26 protein-coding genes are annotated in these 25,546 nt (G+C 68.0%); 6 read left to right on the top strand and 20 right to left on the bottom strand.

The features are described 5' to 3' along the window. Nucleotides 1-426: 426 nt before the first annotated feature. The 4 genes from murU to ACM2ZB_RS09480 form a co-directional block, all read right to left on the bottom strand. Nucleotides 427-1,137, bottom strand: a complete 711-nt coding sequence (gene murU / locus ACM2ZB_RS09495) for an N-acetylmuramate alpha-1-phosphate uridylyltransferase MurU (protein WP_416058308.1) — start codon at nucleotides 1,135-1,137, stop codon at nucleotides 427-429. Further along, the gene (locus tag ACM2ZB_RS09490) at nucleotides 1,137-2,162 is read right to left on the bottom strand and encodes an aminoglycoside phosphotransferase family protein (RefSeq protein WP_416058307.1); all 1,026 of its coding nucleotides are present in this window, start codon (nucleotides 2,160-2,162) and stop codon (nucleotides 1,137-1,139) included. The genes murU and ACM2ZB_RS09490 overlap by 1 nt, the downstream gene beginning before the upstream one ends. Before the next feature lie 60 nt (nucleotides 2,163-2,222). Next, nucleotides 2,223-2,492, bottom strand: a complete 270-nt coding sequence (locus ACM2ZB_RS09485; RefSeq protein WP_416058306.1) for a GlsB/YeaQ/YmgE family stress response membrane protein — start codon at nucleotides 2,490-2,492, stop codon at nucleotides 2,223-2,225. 70 nt (nucleotides 2,493-2,562) lie between these two features. After that, a complete protein-coding gene (locus tag ACM2ZB_RS09480) occupies nucleotides 2,563-4,056 on the bottom strand; it encodes a M20 family metallopeptidase (protein WP_313435135.1) in 1,494 nt (497 codons plus the stop codon). 201 nt (nucleotides 4,057-4,257) lie between these two features. On the opposite strand from ACM2ZB_RS09480, the gene ACM2ZB_RS09475 reads away from it, so the two are divergent. The 4 genes from ACM2ZB_RS09475 to ACM2ZB_RS09460 all read left to right on the top strand — a co-directional run bounded on the left by ACM2ZB_RS09475 (nucleotide 4,258) and on the right by ACM2ZB_RS09460 (nucleotide 7,382). Continuing rightward, nucleotides 4,258-4,584, top strand: coding sequence for a ComEA family DNA-binding protein (locus ACM2ZB_RS09475; RefSeq protein ID WP_416058305.1), 327 nt, complete (start codon nucleotides 4,258-4,260; stop codon nucleotides 4,582-4,584). Nucleotides 4,585-4,925: 341 nt separating this feature from the next. Further along, the gene (locus ACM2ZB_RS09470) at nucleotides 4,926-5,993 is read left to right on the top strand and encodes a L,D-transpeptidase (protein WP_416058304.1); all 1,068 of its coding nucleotides are present in this window, start codon (nucleotides 4,926-4,928) and stop codon (nucleotides 5,991-5,993) included. A gap of 23 nt (nucleotides 5,994-6,016) precedes the next feature. Next, nucleotides 6,017-6,742, top strand: coding sequence for a murein L,D-transpeptidase catalytic domain family protein (locus ACM2ZB_RS09465; RefSeq protein ID WP_416058534.1), 726 nt, complete (start codon nucleotides 6,017-6,019; stop codon nucleotides 6,740-6,742). A gap of 34 nt (nucleotides 6,743-6,776) precedes the next feature. Further along, entirely contained in the window at nucleotides 6,777-7,382 is a 606-nt protein-coding gene (locus tag ACM2ZB_RS09460; protein ID WP_416058303.1) for a HutD family protein, read from the top strand. Nucleotides 7,383-7,531: 149 nt separating this feature from the next. Here the strand turns inward: ACM2ZB_RS09460 and ACM2ZB_RS09455 are convergent, their stop codons facing one another. From ACM2ZB_RS09455 to ACM2ZB_RS09395, 13 genes are all read right to left on the bottom strand, one after another. Beyond that, nucleotides 7,532-9,136, bottom strand: coding sequence for a sulfite reductase subunit alpha (locus tag ACM2ZB_RS09455; RefSeq protein ID WP_416058302.1), 1,605 nt, complete (start codon nucleotides 9,134-9,136; stop codon nucleotides 7,532-7,534). Continuing rightward, nucleotides 9,133-10,104 (bottom strand): FAD:protein FMN transferase, encoded by a 972-nt coding sequence (locus ACM2ZB_RS09450; RefSeq protein ID WP_313435145.1) that lies wholly within the window; start codon nucleotides 10,102-10,104, stop codon nucleotides 9,133-9,135. The genes ACM2ZB_RS09455 and ACM2ZB_RS09450 overlap by 4 nt, the downstream gene beginning before the upstream one ends. Before the next feature lie 52 nt (nucleotides 10,105-10,156). Then, nucleotides 10,157-10,960 (bottom strand): DUF4198 domain-containing protein, encoded by an 804-nt coding sequence (locus tag ACM2ZB_RS09445; RefSeq protein ID WP_416058301.1) that lies wholly within the window; start codon nucleotides 10,958-10,960, stop codon nucleotides 10,157-10,159. 121 nt (nucleotides 10,961-11,081) lie between these two features. Continuing rightward, complete coding sequence (locus ACM2ZB_RS09440) at nucleotides 11,082-11,600, bottom strand: DUF2271 domain-containing protein (protein ID WP_006423068.1); 519 nt, start codon at nucleotides 11,598-11,600, stop codon at nucleotides 11,082-11,084. 29 nt (nucleotides 11,601-11,629) lie between these two features. Continuing rightward, on the bottom strand, nucleotides 11,630-12,268 hold the full coding sequence (locus ACM2ZB_RS09435) for a PepSY-associated TM helix domain-containing protein (RefSeq protein ID WP_416058300.1): 639 nt from the start codon (nucleotides 12,266-12,268) through the stop codon (nucleotides 11,630-11,632). A 178-nt stretch (nucleotides 12,269-12,446) separates the two neighbouring features. Further along, complete coding sequence (locus tag ACM2ZB_RS09430; protein ID WP_416058299.1) at nucleotides 12,447-14,867, bottom strand: TonB-dependent receptor domain-containing protein; 2,421 nt, start codon at nucleotides 14,865-14,867, stop codon at nucleotides 12,447-12,449. A gap of 160 nt (nucleotides 14,868-15,027) precedes the next feature. Further along, on the bottom strand, nucleotides 15,028-15,426 hold the full coding sequence (locus ACM2ZB_RS09425; protein WP_313435154.1) for a hypothetical protein: 399 nt from the start codon (nucleotides 15,424-15,426) through the stop codon (nucleotides 15,028-15,030). 178 nt (nucleotides 15,427-15,604) lie between these two features. Continuing rightward, nucleotides 15,605-16,282: a Fe2+-dependent dioxygenase gene (locus ACM2ZB_RS09420; RefSeq protein WP_416058298.1), complete on the bottom strand. Its 678-nt coding sequence runs from the start codon at nucleotides 16,280-16,282 to the stop codon at nucleotides 15,605-15,607. Between the two features lie 10 nt (nucleotides 16,283-16,292). Then, nucleotides 16,293-17,012, bottom strand: coding sequence for a tetratricopeptide repeat protein (locus ACM2ZB_RS09415; protein WP_416058297.1), 720 nt, complete (start codon nucleotides 17,010-17,012; stop codon nucleotides 16,293-16,295). A gap of 68 nt (nucleotides 17,013-17,080) precedes the next feature. Further along, nucleotides 17,081-19,363, bottom strand: a complete 2,283-nt coding sequence (locus tag ACM2ZB_RS09410) for a TonB-dependent receptor (protein ID WP_416058296.1) — start codon at nucleotides 19,361-19,363, stop codon at nucleotides 17,081-17,083. 153 nt (nucleotides 19,364-19,516) lie between these two features. Then, a complete protein-coding gene (locus ACM2ZB_RS09405; protein ID WP_416058295.1) occupies nucleotides 19,517-19,927 on the bottom strand; it encodes a hypothetical protein in 411 nt (136 codons plus the stop codon). A 177-nt stretch (nucleotides 19,928-20,104) separates the two neighbouring features. After that, entirely contained in the window at nucleotides 20,105-20,437 is a 333-nt protein-coding gene (locus ACM2ZB_RS09400; RefSeq protein ID WP_416058294.1) for a non-heme iron oxygenase ferredoxin subunit, read from the bottom strand. After that, complete coding sequence (locus tag ACM2ZB_RS09395; RefSeq protein ID WP_416058293.1) at nucleotides 20,434-20,973, bottom strand: GNAT family N-acetyltransferase; 540 nt, start codon at nucleotides 20,971-20,973, stop codon at nucleotides 20,434-20,436. The genes ACM2ZB_RS09400 and ACM2ZB_RS09395 overlap by 4 nt, the downstream gene beginning before the upstream one ends. A 145-nt stretch (nucleotides 20,974-21,118) precedes the next feature. Between ACM2ZB_RS09395 and ACM2ZB_RS09390 the strand changes: the two genes are divergently transcribed. Both ACM2ZB_RS09390 and ACM2ZB_RS09385 read left to right on the top strand, forming a co-directional pair. After that, entirely contained in the window at nucleotides 21,119-21,589 is a 471-nt protein-coding gene (locus ACM2ZB_RS09390) for a hypothetical protein (protein WP_416058292.1), read from the top strand. Nucleotides 21,590-21,697: 108 nt separating this feature from the next. Continuing rightward, a complete protein-coding gene (locus tag ACM2ZB_RS09385) occupies nucleotides 21,698-22,177 on the top strand; it encodes a hypothetical protein (RefSeq protein ID WP_416058291.1) in 480 nt (159 codons plus the stop codon). A gap of 70 nt (nucleotides 22,178-22,247) precedes the next feature. Here the strand turns inward: ACM2ZB_RS09385 and ACM2ZB_RS09380 are convergent, their stop codons facing one another. The 3 genes from ACM2ZB_RS09380 to sufC are packed head-to-tail and all read right to left on the bottom strand — an operon-like array spanning nucleotide 22,248 to nucleotide 25,527. After that, nucleotides 22,248-23,504 carry a cysteine desulfurase gene (locus ACM2ZB_RS09380; protein ID WP_416058290.1) on the bottom strand — a complete coding sequence of 419 codons (1,257 nt, stop codon included), beginning with the start codon at nucleotides 23,502-23,504 and terminating at the stop codon, nucleotides 22,248-22,250. Further along, nucleotides 23,501-24,763 (bottom strand): Fe-S cluster assembly protein SufD, encoded by a 1,263-nt coding sequence (gene sufD, locus ACM2ZB_RS09375; protein WP_108768073.1) that lies wholly within the window; start codon nucleotides 24,761-24,763, stop codon nucleotides 23,501-23,503. Before sufD ends, ACM2ZB_RS09380 begins: the two co-directional genes overlap by 4 nt. Further along, entirely contained in the window at nucleotides 24,763-25,527 is a 765-nt protein-coding gene (gene sufC, locus ACM2ZB_RS09370; protein WP_108764333.1) for a Fe-S cluster assembly ATPase SufC, read from the bottom strand. Before sufC ends, sufD begins: the two co-directional genes overlap by 1 nt. Nucleotides 25,528-25,546 lie beyond the last annotated feature (19 nt).

The raw sequence follows: 25,546 nt of genomic DNA, 5'->3' as shown, positions 1-25,546 counted from the left end.
ACCCATCCATGGGGGCTTGGTCGCGGCATCCATGCCGCTCACACCCCCTCAACCGGACCCACCCCGCCTTCGACAGTAGGCCGGTGGCCTCGGGATTTGACCCTGGATCTGATGTGCTCCGCTCTTGGTAGGTGTCGACCTTGGTCACAGTAGATCCAGGCCATGCCTGGATGATTTGTTTCTGTAGAGCCGAGCCTATGCTCGGCTTTCTTGAATTCTGGCGAACGGCCAAAGGCAGCCGAGCGTGGGCTCGGCTCTACAGGAGCAAGTGAGCGAGCGCAGCGACGCGACCCGCTTTTGCTTTGCTTTTTCTTTTCCGTGGCTGGACGCGCACGGAAATTGTCCGTGGCCATCCCGCCCGGCCAAGCACGGCTTTGCAGTCGAGCAAGCTCGACTCTACCGACCACGCATCCAGCCACGAGGGGCTCAGCCGTTCGCCGCCAACTCCGCGTCCAGCGCCCGCAGCCGATCCACCGTCCCGACATCGGTCCAGCGCCCGCGATGGTGCTGCCCGGTCATCAGTCCCTGCGCCATGAAATGCTTCTGCAGCGGCACTACCGAGAACTTAGGTGGCTGCCGTTCGCTGCCCGGTGCATCGCCGATCACCGCGCGCCAGTCCGCCACGATCGACGGGCGGTACACGCCGATGCCGGCATAGGTCAGGCACGGGCCGGCGCGGTCGTGGTGCAGCAGGCCCTGCGCATCCAGGCGGTAGTCGCCTTCGGGGTGCTGTGCGGGATTGTCGACCAGCACCAGATGCGCCTGGCCCTGCGGTTCGCGGGGCAGGGTGGCGAAATCGAAATCGGTCCAGATATCGCCGTTGACCACCAGGAACGGGGCATCGCCCAGCCGCGGCAGCGCGTTGAGGATGCCGCCGCCGGTTTCCAGCGGCGCTTCGCCTTCGTGCACGAAGTGCAGCTGCAGGCCCCACTGGCTGCCATCGCCCAGCGTGGCCGGGAACTGCTCGGCCAGCCACGCGGTGTTGACCACCACGTCGCGCACGCCCAGCGCGGCCAGCCGCTCCAGGTGCCACACGATCAGTGGCTTGGCGGCCACCGCCAGCAGGGGCTTGGGCGTGTGCAGGGTCAGCGGGCGCATGCGCTCGCCCAGACCGGCGGCGAAGATCAGGGCTTTCATCAGCGCACCACGCGCATCGGCGCGGCCAGTTCGTCCAGGGCCGGCTTGATGCGCACGTCCAGCAGCTGCTGCAGCGCGGCCAGTTCCGGGTAGCGTGGCAGTACTTCATCGAGGTAGCCGATGAAGCGCGGCACGTCGTCCAGGTAATGGCCCTTGTTGTCGCGGTAACGCAGGCGGCTGAAGATGCCCAGGCACTTCAGGTGGCGCTGGATGCCCATCCAGTCGGCATCGCGCAGGAAAGTGGCACGGTCGGGTACCGGCAGGCCGGCGTCGAGCGCGCGCTGGTGATACTGCGCCAGCCAGGCGTCCACGCGCGGCAGCGGCCAGCTCAGGAAGGCGTCCTTGAACAGGCTCACCGCGTCGTAGGCGATCGGGCCGCGCACCAGGTCCTGGAAATCGAGGATGGCCGGGCCGTCGTCGACCGGCATCAGGTTGCGCGGCATGTAGTCGCGATGGGTCATCAGCTGGGCCTGGCCCAGCGCGTTGTCCATCAGCAGGCGCTGCGCCTGCTGCAGGCGCTCGGCCTCGGCGCCGTCCAGGGTGATGCCAAGGTGGCGCTGCAGGAACCATTCGTCGAACAGGCCGGCATCACGCTGCAGCAGGGCTTCGCCGAAGCGGCCGAAATCTTCCGGCACCGGAATCGCCTGCAGGCGCAGCAGCTGGTCGATGGAACGGCCGAACCAGGCATCGGCATTGCGCTCGTCCAGCACCTTTGCCAGGGTCGGGCCACCGAGGTCCTCCAACAGCAGGAAGCCGGCGTCCAGGTCCTGGGCCAGCAGCGCGGGCACGCGCAGGCCGTGGTCGTGCAGCAGGCCGCGCATTCGCAGCCACGGCTGCGGGTCTTCCAACCCCGGCGGGGCGTCCATCACGATGTGGCTGCCGCGCGTGCTGGTGGTGCGCCAGTAGCTGCGCAGGCCGGCATCGACCGAGGCACGCTCGACCACTGCGTTGGCATCGTCCAGCTGGGTGCGGGCCCACTGCAGGCGCTGCGCGCTGCGCTGGGGATCGGAAGCAGGTTCGGTCATGCAGGCAGTTCCGGGCGCGACGGGCGCGCCAAGCTCAGGGGGAAAGAGGGAAGAAGGGTGTCAGCGGCGTGGAGTGAACAGCCGCATCAGCGCCAGTACGGCAACCGCACCGACCACCGCGCCGAGGAACCCGGCCGGCTCGCCGGGGGAATACCAGCCCATGTACTGGCCAAACCAGCCGGCCACCAGCGCGCCGACGATGCCGAGCAAGATGGTCAGCAGGCAGCCCATGCGGTTGTTGCCGGGCATGAAGAAGCGCCCGAGCAGGCCGACGAAGAAACCGACCAGCAGGATGTACAGCCAGCTGCTGCTGCCGAACAGACCATTCATGTGCATGCGTTCCGCGTGGGTTGGACGCAGCCTAGCAAGGCCAGGCTGCGTCCGTCACGGTGTGACGTGATCAGCAGCAGCCGTGATCGCCGTGGCGGGTGCCGCTGTCGGCAGCCACCGGCGAACCGCTGGTCTCGCCGCGCAGGCTGGCGGCGTAGTGCTCGCTGATGACCTTGGACACGCAGGCGGTGACCTTCTTGCCCATCGGGATGTGCAGGAATTCGTTCGGGCCATGCGCGTTGGAGTGCGGGCCGAGCACGCCGGTGATCATGAACTGGGCGCCCGGGAACTTCTCACCCAGCATGCCCATGAACGGGATCGAGCCGCCTTCGCCCATGTACATCGCCGGCTTGCCGAAGAAGGCCTGGCTGGCGTCGTCGATGGCCTGGGTCAGCCACGGCGCCATGGCCGGGGCGTTCCAGCCGGTGGAGGCCTTTTCCAGGTCCAGGGTGACCTGGGCGCCGTTCGGCGGATCGCGCAGCAGCGCTTCCTTCAGCAGTTCGCCGCAGGTCTTGCCGTCGGCGGTCGGCGGCAGGCGCAGCGACAGCTTCACCGAGGTCTGCGGGCGCAGCACGTTGCCGGCCGATTCCAGCGGCGGCATGCCGCCCACGCCGGTCACCGACAGCGCCGGGCGCCAGGTGCGGTTGAGCACCAGCTCGGTCAGGTCCTCGTTCATCGGGCGCAGGCCGTCGACCATCGGGAACTTCTCGAAGATCTCGGTATCGACCACTTCGGCGGCGCGCTTGGCCTGGGCCTGGCGCTCGGCCGGGATTTCCACGTTCATGCCGTCGATCAGAATGCGGCCGGTGTCCTGGTCCTCGATGCGCGACAGGATCTGGCGCAGCAGGCGGAAGCTGGACGGGATCACGCCGGAGGCATCGCCGGAGTGCACGCCTTCGTTGAGCACCTTCACGGTGAAGTTGCCGCCAGTCAGGCCACGCAGCGAGGTGGTGCACCACAGCTGGTCGTAGTTGGCGCAGCCCGAATCCAGGCAGACCACCAGCGACGGCTTGCCGATACGGTCGGCCAGATGGTCGACATAGGCCGGCAGGTCGTAGCTGCCGGACTCTTCACAGGCTTCGATCAGGACCACGCAGCGGGCGTGCGGCAGGCCCTGGGCCTGCAGCGCCAGCACGGCAGCCAGCGAACCGAAGATGGCGTAGCCGTCATCGGCGCCGCCACGGCCATACAGCTTGTCGCCGCGCAGGACCGGGGTCCACGGGCCCAGGTCGTCATCCCAGCCGGTCATTTCCGGCTGCTTGTCCAGGTGGCCGTACAGCAGGATGGTGTCGTCGCCGGTTTCAGCGCCGGTGGCCGGAATTTCCAGGAAGATCAGCGGGGTGCGGCCTTCCAGGCGCACCACTTCAACCTTCAGGCCCGGCAGCTGCTGGGCCTTGGCCCAGTTCTCCATCAGGGTGACCGCCTGTTCCATGTAGCCGTTCTGCACCCAATTGGCGTCGAACATCGGCGACTTGTTGGGAATGCGGATGTAGTCGACCAACTGCGGGACGATTTCGCTGTCCCACTTGTCATTGACGAATTGGCCGAGCTTGGCGCTGTCCATCTGAAACTCCGGTTGCATGGGCTGTGATCAGGCCATTCTACGCCTGTGCCGGGGGTAGGGTTTTTCCTACAGCACGTCGGGTATTTGGCTGGCTTTTAGAAATTGAGGAAACCGATAGGCTGTGCACATGTGGTGACGGACACTGTTTCGACCGACGGGATTGCCGGTCGGGGCGGCCAGAACCACAAGGAGATACACGTCGTGCCTTGGTCAGTCGTGTTCAGGGCGCTCGTACTGGGAATGTGGATGCTGGGGGCGCAAGCCGCCGAGCCGATCGACATCAACCGGGCCGATGCCCAGGCGCTGCAGCAGGGATTGACGATGGTCGGGGCTGTAAAGGCTGCGGCGATCGTCGAGCACCGGCGCACACACGGCCCATTTCATCGCGTCGAGGATCTGACGCAGGTGAAGGGGATAGGGACAGCGATCGTCGAACGGAATCGACAGCGGATCACCGTAGGCACCGGATGGTTGCCCGCGGATCCGGTACCCGGATCGGTACCGGTGCGCTCCGTACCCAGGCGCTGACAGACAGGAATCGTCGGGACCGGCAGGAGGCTGGTTCACCGGACACGGACAGGATGGCCGTGCCCACCGACTGTCGCAGGGATGCGGCACCAATCACCAGGATGGTGGCATCACAGACCTGTGGAAGGGGCTGAGATACAAAACAGGACGAACGCGGCCGCGTGCAGGATGCAAGGTCACCCCCGCTTCGCAGGACGCGAGGGGGCGGCAGCAGGCCGACAAGGACGTAACGATTGCCCGGTACGACACATGGCTGTGTCGCCGGGCAATTTCTTTTTTGGCGCAGCCGCGACCCAGCGATGGTGTACGTTGAGGGCTCCGCATGGACTGGAAGCCGCTGGATGCCCCTGCACCGTCTGCCTCTGATGCTCGCACTCGCCCTGGTGGCGCCGCTGGTGGCCCAGGCCGCTGCGCCCGCCGCCGCGCCCGCCGCCACCACCGCGCAGGTGCGTGGCCCCACCGATCTCAAGCCCGGCGAGTACCTCTGGCACCCGGAAGTGTCGCCGGCCGGTCCCATCGTGCTGGTGGTCAGCCTGGATGAACAGCGGGCCTATGTGTACCGCAACGGCATCGCCATCGGCCTGAGCACGATCAGCTCAGGCAAGGCCGGGCATGAAACGCCTACCGGCGTGTTCACCATTCTGCAGAAGGACAAGGACCACAAATCCAACCTCTACAACAGCGCGCCGATGCCCTACATGCAGCGGCTCACCTGGGACGGCATCGCCCTGCATGGCGGCAGCCTGCCCGGGCACCCGGCCTCGCATGGCTGCGTGCGCCTGCCGCAGGCCTTCGCGCAGAAGCTGTTCAGTGAAACCCAGCGCGGCGATACGGTGGTCGTGGCCGATGCCAAGAGCGCGCCGATGACCCTGGCCTATCCGGCCGTGCTGGCGCCGGTGAACGCCCGCGGCCAGGCCTTGCCGGAAACCGAGGGCGCCGCTCCGGACAAGGCGTGGTGGGATGACGCGGCCGCGCCCAGCGGCCAGGTCGGCATCCTGGTCAGCCTGCACGACCAGCGTCTGTACGTGCTGCGCGATGGTGTGATGATCGGCGAATCGCCGCTGAAGGCCGATGCCTTGCCGGCGTTCCAGGGCACCACGCTGTTCGTGATGGGGCAGGGCTTCAGCGATACCCCCAGTCCGTTGGATGCGCAGCAGCGCCTGCACCAGTGGACGGCCTATCCGCTGCTGGGCCAGGACCGCGCCCAGGCCACCCCGGACCTGCTGGCCACGCCGTCCCTGCCGATGGCGCTGCCGGCCGATTTCGCCCGCCAGCTGTACCAGGTGCTGGTGCCGGGCACGACCCTGCTGGTCACCTCGCTGCCGGCGGTGCGCCCAAGCCCGGCTGAATCGGGAATGCAGCCGGTCTTGGAATCCGAGCCGCCGGCGCCCACTCTCAAGGGTTCCTGAGCCCCAGATCACACGCCGTGCCGATCCCCGCCTCCCGCCTGCGCCGGCTGGCCACCCTTGGCCTGCTGGCGACCTCGGCCAGCGCCCCGGCGCTGGCACAGCCGGCTGCCATCACCGGCAGCGCCGATGATCTTGCCGCGCTGCTCGCGCGCACCGCGCCCAACGCTGACCGCCATGTGCTGCAGCTGGCTGCCCATGCCATGCGCTGTGCGCTGCAGCGGCCGGAACTGGGCATCAACGGTGAACGCCTGAGCGTGATCGATTACTCGCGTCCGTCCACCGAGCCGCGCCTGTGGGTGTTCGATCTGGCACGCCAGCGCCTGCTGTTCGAAGAATGGGTGGCGCACGGCCGCAACAGCGGCAACAACCGCACCGAGCACTTTTCCAACCGCGAGGGCAGCTTCATGTCCAGTCTCGGCGCGTTCACCGCGCAGGAGACCTACATGGGCGGCAACGGTTATTCGCTGCGCCTGGCCGGGCTGGAACCCGGCTTCAACGACCGCGCACGCGAACGCGCGATCGTCATCCATGGCGCGCCCTATGTGAATCCGGCCACCGCGCACCTGCAGGGGCGGCTGGGTCGCAGCCTCGGCTGCCCTGCGGTACGGCTGTCGGTGGCCAAGCCGCTGATCGACGCGCTGCGCGGCGGCACGATGGTGTTCGCCTACTACCCCGACCAGGACTGGTTGAAGCATTCGCAGCTGCTGGGCGGCGAGTGTGGTGGTTCGGGCAACGTCGCCACGCGGTGATGCGCGATCGCGCGCGGCATGGTGCAATGCGCGCATGGATATAGAAGACCTGCTGCACACGCCGAGCCAGGTGGTTTCCAGCCTGGATTACCGCCGCGAACGCTGGCGGAATGGACTGGGCTGGACCCGCGAGATCCTGCGCCTGCCGGCGCAGGGTGATGACTGGGCGCTGCGCCTGTCCGTGGCCGAGATCGAGCAGGACGCTGCGTTTTCCTCCTTCCCCGGCGTGGAGCGCGAGCTGGTGCTGCTGCAGGGCAATGGTGTGCGCCTGCGGTTTGCCGATGGCCGCGTGGCCGAGGTGCTGCCACCGCATGGGCGGGTGCGTTTTGCCGGCGAAGAAACGCTGCAGGGCGAACTGGTGGACGGCACCACCCACGACTTCAACCTGATGTGGAAGCGCGGGCGGCTGCAGGCCGAGCTGCTGCATCGGCCGTTGGTGGGATCAATGTTTTTCTTCTGCGAACCCGGCGTGGCGTGGGCGCTGTACCTGCTGGCCGGGCACGCGGAGTTTGCCACCGACAGTCGGCTGCCGCCCATGCAGGTCGGGGATACGGCGTGGTTGGCGGCCGGTGAACGGCAGCGGCATGCGTTGCAGGGCGGCGGAGAGTTGTTGGCGATACGGGTAACGAGTGCCGGGTAGCGCCGGGCCATGCCCGGCTTCATGGGGCGTCGTCAGTGCGGACCAACGGTCCGCACCCACCCCCACCGCGCAGTAGATCCACGCCATGCGTGGATGCGGTTGGGGTCAGAGCCCTTTCCTGCGGAAAGGGATCCGACCCCGATCGGTGGTCAATACACGTCGCGCCGGTAACGACCGGCCAGCAGCAGTGCTTCCTTGCCCTCGGCACCCAGCACCTGCTCGATCACCGCATCCACGGCCGGGGCCATGCCCTGCAGGCTGCCGCAGACCAGGATCGTGGCGCCTTCATCCACCCACTGCCGCAGCGTCGCCGCTTCCGCCAGTAGGCAGTCCTGCACATAGCGGTGCGCGCCGCCGTCACGGCTGAACACCGTATCCAGCCGCGCCAGCGTGCCTTCGGCACGCATCGCCTGCAGTTCATCACCGAAGTGGAAATCGTGCGCGGCCGAGCGTTCACCGAACAGCAGCCAGGTGCGGCGTGCGCCGCTGCGCGCGCGTTCGTGCAGGTGCGCGCGCAGGCCTGCGATGCCGGTGCCGTTGCCGATCAGCAACAGCGGCACCTCGGCGGGCACACCATGGAAATTCCCGTTGCGGCGCAGGCGCAGCCGCACCGGTTCGCCGATGATGGCGTGGTCGCACAGCCAGCCACTGCCGATGCCCGGTGTGCCGTCGGCACGCAACTGGCGGCGCAGCAGCAGCTCCAGCGCGCCATCGGCCATCACCGAGGCGATGGAATATTCGCGATGCGGCAGCGGCTGCAGCGCAGCCCGCAGGTCTGCCAGGTCGCCCGGCGCCACCAGACTGGGCAGGTGCGAACGCACCACGTGCGCGAGCAGGGTCTGGCCATCGTCCAGCAGAAGGTCCGGATCGAAGTTGCGTTCGAGCAGCCAGTCGCGCGTACTGGCCGCCGCATGTTGGGGACCGATCTCGGCGATGTCGCCGGCCTGCCACGCTGCGCTGCCGTCCGTCGGCGGTTGCAGGCGCAGCCAGTACACCGGGCCGCCCTGGCTGCCAGGGTTCAGGTGCGCGCGCTGCAGCAGCGGCCATGCCTGGTACTCGGCCGGACTCCAGTCCGGCAGTTCGCTGGCGCCGCCGCCGATCTGGCCCAGCAGCTGCTGCCAATGGCGCAGGGCCGCCGGGTCGGCATTGTCGACTTCGATGGCGTCGAACATCGGATGCGCACCGTGCTGGCGCAGCCAGTCATCCAGCTGGTGGCCGAATGCGCAGAAGTGGCCGTAGCTGCGGTCGCCCAGCGCGAGTACACCGAACTGCAGATGGGCCAGTGCAGGCGATGCGCCCATCACCCGCCGCAGGAAGGGCAGTGCATGGTCGGGGGCGTCGCCTTCGCCCGTGGTGCTGGCGATGAACAACGCGCGCTGGCTGCCGTCGAGCAGGGCGATGTCGACCTCGTGCAGGCCGCGCACGCGTACCGGCACGCCGGCACCGCGCAGCGCTTCGGCGCTGCGTTCGGCCAGTTCATGGGCGAAGCCGGTCTGGCTGGACCAGACCAGCAGAATCGGTGCGCTATCGCCACTGCCGGCATCGTCACGCGGGCGGCTGCGCCACCACAGTGCAGCGCAGGCCAGTGCGTACAACGCGGTGGCGGCCACGGCCGTCAGCTGTTGCCGTGCCGGCGGCGCCCCGGGCCACCAGGTCTCGCCCAGGTGCAGGTACAGCAGGGCGCCGCCGATCACCGCCAGCAGCAGAAGCATGGCGATGTTGCCCAGCAGGGCGCGTGCAGGGCGGGCGCTCATCCGTCCTGCCCATCGAGCAGGCGCTGGAAGGCGCTGCTGAGGAATTCGCGGGGGCCATCCAGCGAGCGTTGCAGATAGCGCACCGCCAGCTGCTCGCGCTCGGCCAGCGCCAGGCCTTGTTCGCGGCCCAGTACGGTCAGGGCGGTGGCCCAGGCATCGGCGTGCATCGCATCGTCGGCGACCACGGTCACCGCAGCGGCCACCTGCCGCACCGGCATGCCGCTGCGCGGGTCCAGGCTGTGGCTGAAGGCCTGGCCATCGGCCTGGTACTGGTGCCAGCGGTCGCCGGAGGTGGCCACGGCCTTGCCCTCCAGGGCCAGCACGCGCGGCGGGAGGTCGCTGTGCGCGTCTTCTTCCGGCGCCGACTCGACCAGTACACGCCACGGTTGGCCATCGGGTTTGCGGCCGAACCCGGCCAGCTCGCCGCCCACTTCGATCAGGGCGGCGCCGATATCCTGCGCGCGCAGCCAGGCGGCCACGTGGTCGACACCGAAGCCCTTGGCGATGGCGGAGAGATCCAGTTCCAGCCCGCCCGGCTGCAGCAGCGCATCGCCGTGCCAGCGCAGGTGCTGCCAACCGCAGCGTTCGCGCGTGGCCTGCAGGGTGGCAGCATCGGGCACGCGGCGTGCGCCGGCATGCGCACCGAAGCCCCACAGCGCGACCAGCGGGCCGAGGGTGGGGTCGAAGGCACCGTCACTGGCCGCGGCAATCGCCTGCGCGCATGCCAGCACCTGGCGCGTCTGGGCGGGCAGGGTGCACCACTGGCCGGCGCCGGCGCCGTTGTAGCGGCTCAGATCCGAAGCGGGTTCCCAGGTGCTCATCTGCGCGACCACGTCGTCCAGCTGCGCCTGGATGCCGGCGTGCAGCGGATGCAGGTCACGCCGGCGTGGCGCGACCAGCGACACGCTCCAGGTGGTGCCCATGGTGGTGCCGCCAAGGCGGGCGATATCGAGCGGGGAATCGGTCATGGTGGGGCGTTGCAGGCGCGATGCCGGGGCGTGCCCGGCACCGCGGTCCACATCACTGCGGCAGCACTTCCAGCGTGGCGACGTAGCTCAGGCGGCGCTTGGCGGCCTGCTTCACCGACGTCTTGTTGTCTTCGGTGCCGGTTTCCAGCCAGTACATGCCAGCTTCCGGCCAGGTGACCTTGATCTCGCCCTTGGCATCGCTGGTGACCTTCAGCTCATCCTGCGCGTTGCGGTAGCGGGTGGCGCCACGCACGATCTCGAATTCCAGGCCGGCGCTCGGCTTGCCGTCGACCAGTACGCGGAAGGTGGCTTCCTCGCCGGCAAACAGATCGTTCGGATGGCCGACGGCCACCAGTTCGATGCCGCGGTTGGTCGGCTTCAGCGCGGTGTTGTTCGGTGCGCCGTTGGTCACGAAGGTTTCCACGCGGCCGACCGACTGGCTCACTTCCAGCTTCTTCGCGTCCTTGGGCAGTTCGCCGAAGGTGGCGGCGGTGCCGCGCCAGCGCTTGCGCTCGCCGTTCTGCTCGTAGGTGGCGAACAGGCCGTCATTGACCGAGGCGATGCGGTAGGTGCCCTGCTGCTTCAGTTCGATGTCGAACACGCTGCGGTACTTGCCGGTGGCCGCGTTCTGCGGCTGCACGCTGCTGCCGTCCGGGGCAGTGATGACCAGCGATTCCAGGCGCAGCGGCACGTGGTTGAAGTAGAACAGGTCGTTGGAAACAGCGCCGTCGACGGTGATCCACGGCGCGTTGCCGGCAATCACGGTCTGCGAGGGCAGCAGCCAGGCCTTGTGGGCCAGGGCGGAGAACGGAAGGGCAGCGGCCAGGGCGGCGGCGAGGACGAGCGTGCGCTTCATGCGGAAGACTCCAGTTGGAAGGGGTCGGATCCCTTTCCAACGGAAAGGGCTCTGACCCCGAGGGATAGGGCGATGGGGTCAGAGCCCATCCTGCGGAAGGGATCCGACCCCGGTCATGCAGTTACGGCTTGACGGCCAGGGTGACCTGGCCCAGTTCGGTGGCGCCCTGCGCCTTGCCGTTCTGCGCGGCGGTGGCCGGCCAGGTGAAGGGGATCTTCAGCAGTTCACGGCCGCCGACTTCGCGCACCGCTTCCACCACCAGGGTGTAGTTGCCCGGGGCCAGCTGCTTCAGCGCCGGCTGCTTGTCGGTGAAGGACAGCGCGTGCTTGCCGGCCGGGCGGGTCGGGCCGGTCACGCCGTCCACCGGCACCTGCAGGGTGCGGCCGCTCTTGCGCCACCACTGGCGCAGGTCGGGCAGCCACTTGGTGCCATGGCCTTCGCTGTTGCTGGTCTGCTGGTACCAGACCGACAGGTTGGCAGCGACCTTCTGGTCGGCACCTTCCAGCCACACGGCCACATACGGGCGGTGGTATTCGGCCACGTTGAGCTTGGGCACTTCGACGTTGATGTCGAGGGTGGCCGCGTAGGCCGGCGAGGTGGCCAGCAGGCCGCTGAGGGCGATGGTGAGGGTGACGCGCATGGGGCGGCTCCGGAGGGAACGGATGGAAGTCAGTGGATCAGCAGCAGGGCGATCAGCAGCGGAATCATCAAGCCCAGGCCGACCAGGGGCCAGGTCATGCGCCGCTGCCGCGCATGCAGGTGCAGCAGGAACAGGCCGGTGATGCAGAACACCAGGCAGGCCACCGCGAACAGGTCCAGGAACCAGCCCCACGCCGGGCCGGCGTTGCGGCCCTTGTGCAGGTCGTTGAGGTAGGACACCGCGCCACGCGAGGTCGACTCGTATTCCACCGCACCACTTTCGCGGTCGATGCTCAACCAGGCATCGCCGCCGGGGCGCGGCAGCGACAGGTAGATTTCCTCCGCCGACCATTCGGCCGGGCGGCCGCCAATGGCGATGCCCAGCTGCGCATCCAGCCATTGCCGGGCCGGGCGCGGAATGGGCGCATTGCCGTCCTCACGGTCACCCAGCTGGCCCAGCAGCGCTGCCGGCAGTTCCAGCTGCTGGTTCTGCACCTGCGGCTTGGCTTCGATCTTCGCCGCGTGGTTCAGGGTCAGGCCGGTCACTGCAAACAGCAGCATGCCGATCAGGCACACCGCCGAGCTGATCCAGTGCCACTGGTGCAGCGTACGCAGCCAGAAGCCACGGCTCTGTTGCTGCTGCACGGTGGAAGAGGCAGGACGGCTCACGGCGCGGTTCTGGAAGAGCGGAGACTGCCCATTACATCATTGTTGAGAATGGCTCGCAATTGCGTGTCGTTGTGTATCCCGTGGGGGAGGGCCCGGGCAATGCCGGCCAGCGGCCGGCACTACCGGTGCAGTAGATCCACGCCATGCGTGGATGCCGTGCGGGAGGGCCTGCGCGTGGTCAGAACTTCGCGTTGAGGGAGATCCAGTAACTACGACGCTGGTCCTTGGTCGCGTAGTCGTCCACGCAGTTGTATTCGCTCTGGCTGATCAGCAGGCACGACTGCGAAACGAAGTCCTTGTCCAGCAGGTTGTTGACCCGGGCATTGACGGTCAGCCACGAGGTGGCTTTCCAGCTGCCGCCCAGGTGGAAGATCGTGTAGTCCTGGTAGTAGCGGTTGTGGCTGCTGCCGTTGGCATCCAGGATCGTGTCGCGGTAGCGGTCGTAGCGGCCTTCGCCGATCAGCGACAGGCTGATGGCATCGTTGAGCTGCCAGTTCAGGCTGGCGTTGGCCATGTGCTTGGCCGGGGTGGTGCCGGCAATCGGCAGGCCCTTCTGCGCGCCGCTGGTCTGTTCGCTCTTGGTCCAGGTGTAGTTGCCGCGCAGCTGCAGGCTGTCCAGCAGGTCCACGTGCGCGGCCAGCTCGGCACCGCGCGTTTCGGCCTTGTCGATGTTCACGCTCTGGGTGAAGGTGCTGTAGCCCAGCGCCGCCCAGCCCGGACCGATATCCACGCAGTAGCCGCTGCCGGCCGGGGCCACTTCGCAGTTCGGGAAGGTGCCGCCGCTGGCGATCTTGTCATCGAACTTGTTGATGAAGCCGGTGACGTTCAAGCCCCAGCGCTGGCCTTCGTAGTACGCGGCCAGCTCGTAGTTGGTGCTGGTTTCCGGCTTCAGGTTGGGCGAACCCACCAGCGGCAGCACGCCCTGGCCACCGAAGCCGCTGATGCCGGGGAACAGCTGGTCCGGGCGCGGGGTCTTGTAGCCGGTGCTGACGCCACCCTTGAAGGTCCACGCATCGCTGGCATTCCACACCAGGTAGCCGCGCGGGCTGACATGGCTGCCGAACACGTTGTGGTCGTCGTAGCGCAGGCCGAAGGTGGCCGTGAGGGTGTCGGTCAGCGACCAGTTGTCCTCGGCGAACAGCGCCCACATGCGGTGCTTCTGCTTGGTGTTGCTGCGGTAGCCGGCGCCGTCCATGCCGAACACGCCGTCGATCATGTCGGTGTCGTTGTACTGGCCGCCCACGGTCAGCTTGTGCGCGCCGAAGTCCAGGTCGAGCATCGTGTCCAGCACGTAGCCTTCCAGTTCCATGGTGCGCAGCGGGCGCGGCAGGAAGGCCTGCAGGCGCGCCATTTCGCTGGCATTGAGTACGCCCAGCGCATTGTTGCGGCCGGCAGCGCAGTTGTTGGCGGCGCCGGTGCGGCGGCAGACGTCGTTCCACAGGGTCTGCAGGTCGGCGCGCTCGTCCAGGGTCAGCGGCAGCGAGCGACCCAGGTTGTTGCTCTTGCTGTGGGTCAGCGAGGTCTGCCAGGTGCCGAAGCTGTAGCGGCCCTGGTGGGTCAGCGACACCTGGTCGCGCTCGTAGCGCTGGTAGGCGGTGTAGCCCACCCGCGGCTGCACCACGCGGCGGGTGACGGTGCCGCTGCCATTCGGGTTGGGAATGACCGCGTTGCCGACGCGCCACAGGCTGGCCAGGCTGTCCAGGGTGCCGGTCTGGCCTTCGCTGTTGTCGTACTTCTGCCGCGACACGTCGTAGTCCAGCCACAGTTCGTGGTCGTCGTTGACGTGGAAGTTCAGGCGCAGGCCGGTGTTCCAGTTGGTGTTGGCCACCGACTTGCCGCCGCCGCCGAAGCCGATGCTGCGCTCCCACAGGGTGCCGTCGGGCAGGGGCAGCGCATCCCATTCCGGGTTCGATGCCTTGGCATCGTAGTAGCTGCCACGCACGGCCAGGCCGATGCGGTCCTTCACCAGCGGGCCGCTCAGGTACAGGTCGGTGGTGCGCGCATCGCCGAACTGGTCATCCTGCTGCACGGTGAAGCCCTGGGTGAGCGCGCCATGCCAGCTGTCCTGGTTGCGGCGGGTGATGATGTTGATCACGCCGCCCATCGCATCGGAGCCGTACAGGGTGGACATCGGGCCGCGCACCACTTCGATGCGCTCGATGGCATCCAGCGGCGGCAGGTAGGCGAACTGGCCACCGCCGAAGTTGTTCGGGTACAGCTGGCCGACGTTGCTCTGGCGGCGGCCGTCGATCAGCACCAGGGTGTACTCGGACGGCAGGCCACGCATGGAAATGGTGGCGCGGCCGTTCTTGTCGCTCGCTTCCAGGCCGACGTCGATGCCTTCGACATCGCGCAGTGCATCCACCAGGTTGGTGTACGGCCGCTTGCTCAGTTCCTCGCGGCTGACCACGCTGATGCTGGCTGGTGCATCGACCACTTTCTGTTCGAAACCGGAGGCGGTGACGACCACCTTGTCCAGGGTCTGCGGGGCGCCGGCGGCATCGCCATGGGCGAAGGCGGGGCTGGCGAAGGCGGCCAGCACGGCGCTGGTCAGCAGGTGGCGGGACAGGGACGAACGGACACGATGGCGCTGGGCCATGGCAGTAACCTCAAAGGATGCAGGGGGGCGCGATGCCGGCGCAGGATGCGCGGCAGGCACGGGAAGGCCCGGTCAGGGCCCGCAGGGATGAAGCAGACGGGGATGGAACAGGCAGCGGCGCGCAGGCGCGACCGCAAGGGCGGTCACGAGGGGCCGAAGATCAGGCCAACGGCGGGGCCTGGCCGCGTTGCTGGCGGCGCCCGGGCGCATCGGCCCACGGCGTGTCCGGCGCGGCCAGCGGCCAGTGCGGACGAACCCCGGTGTTGGCCGGGGCGAGGGGAACCAGATCCAGTTCGCTGCGCAGCCAGTGGCTGGCCAGCAGCAGGGGCGCGGGCGCCTTGTCGGCGGTCTTCACCGGCACCGACGCGCAGCGGCGCAGCTTGGCCGGTGCGTCTTCTTCCACCGGCACTTCACCACCGCGGCCTTCCATCGGCTGCTGCCATGCCTGTGCGGCGGCGTCAGCCTGCCCATGCGGCAGCAGCGGCAGGGCGCCCAGCAGCAGCGCCAGCATCGCGACCCACGCCAACAGGCTGGCCACGGCAGGGCGACGGCCGCGCATGGCGGTGCCGAGCTGCACAAGGCGGAGCGGGCGAGGGCGGAGCGGGCGAAGCAAGGCAGGGAACCCCGGGCGGTGCGCCGGACCATCCGGCGTCAACGGGGCGTGATTGTAATGAGAGCTGTTAGCGCTTGCAAATGAGAATGATTGCCAAAGTGTCGCAGGCCGGTCGAAACGGCGGTCAGACCTCGCTCCAGCGGCGCAGCAGGTTGTGGTACACGCCGGTCAGCTGCAGCACGGCGCCGGCATCGCCGCCGGTCTGCCGCAGGCGTTCGATGGAGGTGTCCATTTCCCACAGCAGGCGCCGCTGTGCGTCGTCGCGGACCATGCTCTGCACCCAGAAGAACGAGGCCACGCGCGTGCCACGGGTGACCGGATTGACCTGGTGCAGGCTGCTGGACGGGTACACGATCAGGTCGCCGGCCGGCAGCTTCACCTCGTGCTCGCCGTAGGTGTCGCTGATGATCAGCTCGCCGCCCTCGTACTCGTCCGGATCGGACAGGAACAGGGTGCAGGAGATGTCCGATCGCAGCTGTTCGCCGTTGCCCAGGTTCATCACCGCGCCATCGACATGGAAGCCGTAGGTGCCACCGCCGGTGTAGCGGTTGAAGCGCGGCGGCAGGTACTTCAGCGGCAGTGCCGCGCTGAAGAACAGCGGGTGCCGGGCCAGCGCGACGAGGATGATCTCGCCCAGCTCGCGGCGCAGCGGCGAGGCTTCCGGCAGCTGCTGGTTGTGCTTGGCCTGGGCGCCCAGATGGCCAACCGTCTCGCGGCCATCGGTCCAGTCGGCGGCGTCGAGGTGGCGGCGGAACTCGGCCACCTGCGCGGCGCTGAGGATGTCGGGGATGTGCAGCAGCATGCGGAACTCCTCAGTGGGATGGCGGCGCGACCAGCGCACGCACCTGCGGATGCGGGGACGCCGCCAGCTCCGGCACGATGTGCGCCATGAACGCCGGGCTGCCGTGAGCCAGCGCCAGCTGCAGCCAGTGCACGGCCTGGTCGACCTGGCCGGCCTGCAGCAGGATCGAGGCATAGTTGGCCTGGCCACGGAAATCGCCGGTCTCGGCCGCACGCCGGTACCAGCCCAGTGCGGCCTGCGGATCGCGCTCGATCTCCAGCCCGTCTTCCAGGTGGCGCGCCAGCAGGTTCATCGATTTGGCGTGACCCAGGTGCGCGGCGCGGGTGTACAGCGCCAGCGCCTGCGCGCGGTCCTGTGGCACGCCGCGGCCGGTGGCCAGCAGGTTGGCCAGGTTGTACAGGCCCCAGTCCAGGCCGGTGTCGGCCGCGCGCCGGTACCACACCGCCGCCAGCGTAGGGTCCGCCGCCGTGCCCTGGCCCAGCTCATGGCAGCGGCCGAGCATGTTCATCGCCATCGGCGCGCCGTTGTTGGCCGCGGTTTCGTACCAGAGCAGCGCTGCGGAAGCGTCCTGCGTGGTGCCCTTGCCATCCATGTACATCTGCGCGAGCAGCAGTTGTGCGTCGACCTGTCCGGCCTGTGCAGCATCGCGCACGTGCGCGAAGGCCGCCTGCGGATCGCGCTGCAGCAGCTCGGCCAGGGCATCGCTGTCGATGGGAGTGCGGGTAACCATGGGGTGAGTATCGCCGGAAACAATAACGGCGGCAGGAGAGCCTGCCGCCGCAGTGGAGCATGGTTACATCAGAACTTCACGTTCAGCGCCAGGGTGGCCGAGCGACCCGGGGCAATGCTCGCGTAGTGCGAGGCATAGGCCTTGGTGAAGTAGGTCTTGTCGGTCAGGTTCTGCACGTTCAACTGCAGGCTGATGTTGTCCTGGATCGCGTAGCTGGCCATCGCGTCGAAGCGGGTGTAGCTGGCGATCCACTTGGTGTTGGCCACATCACCGTACTGCTTGTCCGAGTAGTTGGCACCGGCGCCGACGGTCAGGCCGAACGGGAAGCGGTAGGTGCTCCACAGGGTGGCGCTGTGCTTTGCAGTATTGGGGAACTCGTTGCCGTTGTAGGGCGACGGGACGTAGACGCCGCTGGGGCAGGTGCGGCCGGACACGGCGCAGACGAAGCCGTTGTCCTTCAGTTCCGAATCCAGGTAGGTGTAGCCGCCGTACAGGCTCCAGGCTTCGGTCAGCTGGCCGGTAAAGCCCAGCTCGAAGCCGTTGATCTCCTTCTTGCCGGCGTTCTGGCTGGTGCCGTTGTCGACGGTCACGCGCGCATTGTTCATCACGGTGTGGAACACGGCGGCGGTCAGGTTCAGGCGGTTGTCGAACAGGTCCCACTTGGTGCCCAGTTCCAGATTCTTCGTGTCCTGCGGCTTGAGGTCGGCCACGGCGGCGCTCAGGCCATCGGAACCGTCGCCGCCGTCCATGCCCGGCGGGGTGGAGGAGGTGCCCCAGGACAGGTAGATGCTGCCGTTGGCGGCCGGCTTGAAGACAACACCTGCCTGGTAGTTCAGGAAGTCGTTGTCATTGCGCACGCGGGTCGGCGCGGCGTTGGCCACCGGGGTGGTCAGGGTGGTGCTGAAGTCGTCGTAGCGCAGGCCCAGGTTCACGCTCCACTGGGCGTTCAGCTCGATCGTGTCGAACAGATAGGCGGACGTGGTCTTGGTGCGCTGCTCGACGTCCAGTGCCTTGTTGCTGCGATAGACCGCATGGGTGGCCGACCACGGATCGTTCGGGTTCGGGTTGGCGAAGCTGGTGCAGTTGTAGCCGGTGGCGGCGCCGGTGGTCGGGCACTTGCTGCTGTTGGTCAGCGGGTTGTTGGTGCCCGGGGTCATCAGGTAGCTGCCGCGGGTCATCTTCTCGTCGCTGTACTCCGCGCCGGCGCTGTAGCTGTGCTTCAGCGCGCCGGTCTGGAAGGCGCCGGTCAGGCTCAGCTGGTCGGCAAAGCTCTTGACGTCCACCGCGCGGCTGTTGGTGCGGCGCCACAGCGTGCCGTAGTTGTTCGGGTTGCCCTGGCTGTCGTCCGGCTGGGTCCACAGGTAGTCGTTGCTGGTGTTGCCCAGGCGCGCGATGTTGCGCAGCTTGTGGCCACCGAAGTCATAGCTGCCGTCCAGGGTGCTGATGTCGGCGCGGGTGCGCTGGAAATCGCGGTCGACCAGGCCGTAGTAGTTGTTGCGGTCGGGCACCATCGGGCGGCCGTCGACCCACTTGGACACAGGCGCGCCGTTCGGGTTGCCGTACGGGAAGCCGCCGGCGTCGGGCAGGTCGTCGCTTTCCATGTGGTAGTGGCTGGCGATCAGCTGTGCCGGGCCGTCCAGGCCGAAGGCGATGGACGGGGCGATGCCCCAGCGGCTGACGTTGGCCGCATCACGGCCGGCGATGTCCGACTCGTGCTTCATCAGGTTCAGGCGGGCGGCAATGCCATCGCCGAGCATGTAGTTGGCATCGACGGTGCCACGGGCGTAGCTGTCGGTGCCGATGCCCATGCTGGCGCTGGTTTCGTTCTTCAGCTTCGGGGTCTTGCTCACCAGGTTCAGGCTGCCGCCGCCGGAGTCGCGGCCGCCATAGGCCGAGCTCGGGCCCTTGACCACTTCCACCTGCTCCAGGTCGAAGATTTCGCGGGTCTGCGAACCGACGTCGCGCAGGCCATCGACGAACATGTTGCTCTGCGAATCGAAGCCGCGGATGAAGGGACGGTCACCGGTCGGGTTGCCGCCTTCGCCGGCACCGAAGGTGATGCCCGGCACCATGCGCAGTGCGTCCTGCAGGTTGGTCGCACCGGTTTCGGCGATCAGCTTTTCCGACACGATCGACACCGACTTGGGGGTGTCCAGCAGTTCGGCGGTGAACTTCGGCGAGGACGGATTGAACCAGCTGCCCCGCACCTGGATCTTGTCCAGATCGGTGGCCTTGCTGGACGCGGCGTCGTCGGCGGCCTGTGCGGCCAGCGGCGCGAAGCCGGCGGCGAGGGTGGCGGTGGCGAGCAGGGAAACGCGCGGGGCGTGCTTGCGGGAGGTGATATGGGTCATGGGCATGGGTGCCAGTGGCGTGGATCGGAATGAGCGGAGACCGGCCGGGCGCGGAAGATGCGCGGCGACGGGAGGCGAAGGCGTTGTGCAGCGCCGGGTGATGCCCGGCGGGAACTCACTGCAACAGGCGCACGGCAGATGCCGCAGGGCGCCTCAGCAGGCGTGCGGTGCGGGGGGCGCGTGGCCGGGGTTCAGGCGCAGCGAGGGATCAGGCTGGTGCCAGCGCAGGGCATCGGAGGGCCACAGCGGAACATGGGCGACCAGCGGGGGGCGCGCCGGGGCGATGCCCACGCAGGTCGTGCTGCCATCGCCGTCGAACGGGGCTTCCGGGGCGGGTGCGGCATGGTGCGGGCACTCATCACCGGCCGGAAGGGGGGCAGGGGTTGCCTGCGCGCCTTCGTCCCGTTGTGCCTGCCAACCGGCCTGGCCGCTGAAACGATCGACACCGCGGCCTTCCTGCAGCGCCGACCAGCCCAGCCACAGCGTCAGCAGCGCGGCCACGAGCAGCGGCCACCCCTGGCGGGCGAGCTGGCACAGCGTGGCGGTGGGCGCGGGCGAAGCCATGGCGCGGGTGATGACAAATCGTTACGAATCCGTTGCGCAGGATAACATCAACGATAATGATTCGCATATGCGGGGTCTGGCGCGCCGCCCGGATGGCCGGAGAGGGCTCTGCAGGGCCCGTGGGGCGGTTCAGTGGGGCCAGCCCATGGCTGGGCTCTCTGGAAGCGGTACGCCGCCTCAATCGCGGTCGTCGCGGGTCCAGATGGCGTCGCGCTCGCGCTTCACCGGGAACTTGGGCACCGGGGAATAGGCCGGGGCGCACAGAGCGCGGCCGTCGCGTACATCGAAGCGGGCGCCATGCAGCACGCACTCCACGCTGCCTTCGGTGGTGTTGAACTCGCCCGAGGACAGCTCGAATTCCTCGTGCGTGCACTGGTCTTCCAGCGCGTACAGCTCGCCATCCAGGTTGAACACCACGATGGGCGTGCCGGTCACTTCATCGAACACGCTCTTCATTTCGCCCGGCAGCAGCTCGCTGCCGGCGCAGACGAAGGTCCAGGCCTCGCTCATGCCGATGCCCCGGCCAGCGTCTTTTCCAGGATCTCGAAGCGCAGGTCGTCGCGCTTGGGAATGCCGAAGCGCTCATCGCCGTAGGGGAACGGCTTCTTGATGCCGGTGCGCTGGTAACCGCGGCGCTCGTAGAAGGCGATCAGTTCGTCGCGCACGTCGATCACCGTCATCTGCATCACCGGCACGTTCCACTCGCGCGCGGCATGGGCTTCGGCCGCATCCATCAGCTGCTTGCCGACGCCACCGCCCTGCTGGGCCGGGTCCACCGAGAACATGCCGAAGTAACCCTTGCCGTCGACATCGGCGACGTGGGCGCAGGCCACCAGGCGGCCCTCGCGTTCGGCCAGCAGGATGGTCGAGCGCGGCCGGTCCAGGTCGCCCTGGATGCCTTCGGCATCGATGCGGGCGCCGTCCAGCAGGTCGGCTTCGGTGGTCCAGCCGGCGCGGCTGGCGTCGCCACGGTAGGCCGAAGTGACCAGGGTGATCAGGGCGGGGATGTCGGCCGACGTGGCGGCACGGAAAGTCAGGGTGCTCATGACGCCATTCTAGGTGGGGCGGGGGCGCCCGCAAAATTGTGGGGGGAAATGGGATGGGGTCGGATCCCTTTCGCGCCGCGAAAGGGCTCTGACCCCGCCGCGCCGGCTATGCTCCCTGTTCATCGCTTTCCCGCAGGAGGCAGCAATGGACTGGCAGGGCGCAGGCGGCGTGGCGGTAAGGGTCGTGACGCTCGGTGTGGTCGTTGCGATGTCGATCCTGCTTGCGCGCATGGATGCCTCCGTTGCGGGCAGGGACGCTGCCTTCAACAGCTTTGCCTGCCCCAGGTTCAACCCGGCACGCGCGCTTCCTGTCGCGCTCGAGGAACTGCGTGCGCACCCGGTCCGCTACCAGGGCCGCTTGGTGAAGGTGCGGGGTGCCTACGTCGATGGCTGGGAAATGTCGGCGCTGCATCCGGGGCCGCCGGTACGTGACCCGTGGGCGGCGGACGGCATCTGGGTGCAGGGCATCGCACCGGTGACGTTGCCGACGGCGCAGGCGTTTGAAATGACCGGGATCGTGGCGGCGGCGCGCCCGGATGCGGTGAGCGGCAAGGGGCATCTTGGCCAGTGGCCTGCCGAACTGTGCGTGTCGTCGGTGCGGCGGTTGCAGGAGTGAGCGGGTGGTGGGGCGCTGTGCTGGCCAGGCCCTCTGCAAACGATGTGAGACGATGACGCCATCACAGCGCCTGGCTGCATGGCCAGGCCGGAGGACATGTGGGACACCATGATCGCAATGAACTGGATTCGCCAGGATGAGCAGGGGTGGCACTTCGATGCCTACTTCGACTACCTGGCAGGGGCAGCGGCGGACTTGCCCGACACACTTCGCGAGTTCGCGCTCGATTTCGGCAATTACGCGCTGCGCGGCCGCGATTCCCTGCACGACGCGCGCATGAGCGCGTTCCGGGTTGAAAAGTCGGCTGTTGACGGTGCCGAAGGGGCGACGGTCAGCATCGAGGTGGTTCTGCTTGATCAGCAGTTCGAAGGCGAAATGCTGATGACGTACTCGGGCGTGGTGGGCTATGTCCTGCAGGAATCGCTGTGCAGTGATGACCCCGGCGTCGATGTGCTGGTACATGAGGTATCGGTTGTCGAACCGGAGCGCTACCGGCACACCGTGCTGTTCGACAACGGCGGGGGCTATGCAGTGGAATTCTCTGGATTCACCCGGACGCGCCGCGAGCGGGCGCCCTCCAGCGCGTGACTTGAGAGGGGGCCAACCAAAAACGCCACGGTCTCCCGTGGCGCTCTGATTTCATCGTTCGGCCCGCGGCTCAGCCCAGCAGCTTGCGCACCTTCGTCAGCGCCGCCATGAAGCGCTCGATCTCGGCGTGCGTGTTGTAGAACGCCAGCGACGCACGGCAGGTGGCGGCCACCCCGTAATACTGCAGCAGCGGGTGCGCACAGTGCTGGCCGGAGCGCACGGCCACGCCTTCCAGGTCGAGCAGGGTGGCCAGGTCGTGCGCGTGCGCGCCATCGATCAGGAAGGACACCACGGCGGCCTTTTCAGGCGCTTCGCCAAGGATGCGCAGGCCTTCGACCTTGCGCAGTTCTTCGCTGAAGTGCGCCAACAGCTCGGCCTCGCGTGCTTCCACGTGCTCCAGGCCCAGGCCCTGCAGGTAGTCCACGGCCACGCCCAGGCCGATGAAGCCGGCGATGTTCGGCGTGCCGGCTTCGAACTTGTGTGGGGCGTCGTTGAACACCGTGCCGTCGAAGCTGACTTCCTTGATCATCTCGCCACCGCCGAGGAACGGCGGCATGGCGTCCAGATGCTCGCGACGTGCCCACAGCACACCGGTGCCGGTCGGGCCGCACATCTTGTGGCCGGTGATGGCGTAGAAGTCGCAGCCGATCGCGGCCACGTCCACCTTGCGGTGCGGCACGGCCTGCGAACCATCGACCACGGTGACGATGCCGCGCTTGCGCGCTTCACGGCAGATCTCGCGCACCGGGTTGACCGTGCCCAGCACGTTGGAAACATGGGCCACGGCCAGCAGCTTGACCTCGGGGGTCATCGCCTTGCGCAGTGCATCCAGGTCCAGCGCGCCATCGGGGGTGATCTCGGCCACGCGGATGGTCGCGCCGGTACGCTGGGCGACCAGCTGCCACGGCACGATATTGGCATGGTGTTCCATGCGCGAGACCAGGATGACATCGCCGGCCTTCAGCCGCGGCAGCGCCCACGAGTACGCCACCAGGTTGATGGCGAAGGTGGTGCCGCTGCACAGCACCAGCTCGCTGCTGCGCACGTTGAGGAAGCGGGCCAGCTTGTTGCGCGCGCCCTCGTAGGCATCAGTGGCCTCGGTGCCCAGCGCGTGCACGGCACGGCTGACGTTGGCGTTGTAGCGGCGGTAGAACTCGTCCACCGCGCCGATCACCTGCACCGGCTTCTGGCCGGTGTTGGCGTTGTCGAAATACACCAGCGGCTTGCCGTGCACTTCGCGCATCAGCAGCGGGAAGTCGAGGCGGACGCGGTCCCAGTCCGGCGTGCCGGCAGGGGCTTCGATCGGGCGCGGCGTGGACAGGTTCATGCCACACCTGCCTCGGCCAGGGCCTTGTCCAGGCGGCGCGCCAGCTGCTCGCGCAGGGCCTCGGGCAGCACCTTCAGCGGCTCGTGGCAGAACGCGGCACTCAGCAGCGCCTGTGCCTGCGGCTGCGGCAGGCCGCGCGAACGCAGGTAGAACAGCGCGTTGGCATCGAGCTGGCCGACGGTGGCACCGTGGGCGGCCTTCACTTCGTCGGCGTCGATCACCAGCACCGGCTGGGTGTCGATCTCGGCGTCGGCCGACAGCAGCAGGTTCTTGTTGGACAGGTTGGCGTCGGTGCCGTCGGCGCCTTCGCGGATCTGGATGCCACCATGGAACACCACGCGGCTGCGGTTGGCCGCCACGCCGCGCCACAGCAGCTCGCTGCTGGTATCGCGGGCGATGTGGTCGATGCCCAGGCGGGTATCGACGTGGCGGCGGCCATTGCCGAGCAGCACGCCGTTGGCGGTCAGCTGGGCGTTGTCACCTTCCAGGCGCACGTTCAGTTCGTGGCGGCTGAGCGCGGCGCCCAGTTCCAGGTCGACGCGGTGGTACTGGGCATCGCGTGCCAGCACCGCATCGGTACGCAGGAAACTGGTCTGGCGCGCGCTGCCGGCCTGCACGCGGGCGTGCTTGAGCACGGCATCGCGGGCGACGTGGGCATGCAGCACGGTGTTGTCCAGGTGCGCCGAGTCGCCCACGCTGAAGCGGTGCTCGACCACGCCCAGGCTGGCGCCGGCACGCAGTTCGATCAGGTGGCGGTGGTGCCAGGCCAGGTCGGTCTCGCCGGCCACGCTGGCGAATACCAGCTGCAGCGGCACTTCGACCTGCACGCCTTCGTCCACGCGCAGCACCACGCCTTCATCGGCCAGCGCGGCATTCAGGCGGGCGAACACTTCGTCGCTGCGCTCGTAGCGGCGGCCGAGGAAACGCGCGGCATCCTCACCGGCGGCCAGCGCCGAGGACAGCGGTTCCAGCTGCACGCCGGCCGGCAGGCCGTGGGTGTCGCTGAGCGCGTCGCTGAGGCGGCCGTTGACGAACACCAGGCGCGGCGCCGGGATGTCTTCCAGCACGGCCGCATCCAGCACCGGCGGCGACAGCGGCGCGGCGGCGAAGGCACGGCGCTCCAGCTGGCGCAGCGAGGTGTACTTCCAGGCTTCGCTGCGGGCGGCCGGCAGGCCATCGCGCAGCACCGTATCGAGCACTTCGCGGCGCGCATCGCTGCCGCAGAAGGCCTGGGCCATCGAGTCGAGCAGGGCGCTCATCAGACCGCCGCCTCGCGCACCACGCGATCCTTGAGGAAATCGTAGCCGTGCGCTTCCAGCTCCAGCGCCAGTTCCGGGCCACCGGTCTTGACGATGCGGCCATCGGCCAGCACGTGCACCACGTCCGGCTTGATGTAGTCCAGCAGGCGCTGGTAGTGGGTGATGACCAGGAACGAACGGTCGGCCGCGCGCAGCGCGTTGACGCCGTCGGCCACGCTCTTCAGCGCGTCGATGTCCAGGCCCGAATCGGTTTCGTCGAGGATCGCCAGCTTCGGCTCGAGCACGGCCAGCTGGAAGATCTCGTTGCGCTTCTTCTCGCCACCGGAGAAGCCTTCGTTGACGCCACGGTGCAGCAGTTCATCCTTCAGGTGCAGAACGGCCAGCTTCTGTCGCACCAGCTTCAGGAACTGCATCGAATCCAGTTCGTCCTGGCCGCGCGCCTTGCGCTGGGCATTCAGGGCTGCGCGCAGGAAGTAGGTGTTGTTCACGCCCGGGATTTCCACCGGGTACTGGAAGGCCAGGAACAGGCCGGCGGCGGCGCGCGCTTCCGGGTCCTGGTCGAGCAGGTCGCTGCCTTCGAACTGCACGCTGCCTTCGGTCACTTCATAGCCGTCACGGCCGGCCAGGACATTGCCCAGGGTGGACTTGCCGGCGCCGTTGGGGCCCATGATGGCGTGCACCTGGCCGGGCTTCACTTCCAGCGACAGGCCCTTGAGGATTTCCTTGTCGCCGATGCGGGCGTGGAGGTTTTCGATCTTCAGCATGGTGGGGATTTCCGTGGGG

It is taken from the genome of Stenotrophomonas maltophilia, from assembly GCF_047782825.1.
Taxonomy (GTDB): domain Bacteria; phylum Pseudomonadota; class Gammaproteobacteria; order Xanthomonadales; family Xanthomonadaceae; genus Stenotrophomonas.
Note: the sequence above shows the minus strand (reverse complement) of the source record. Positions and strands in the feature narration are given on the sequence as shown.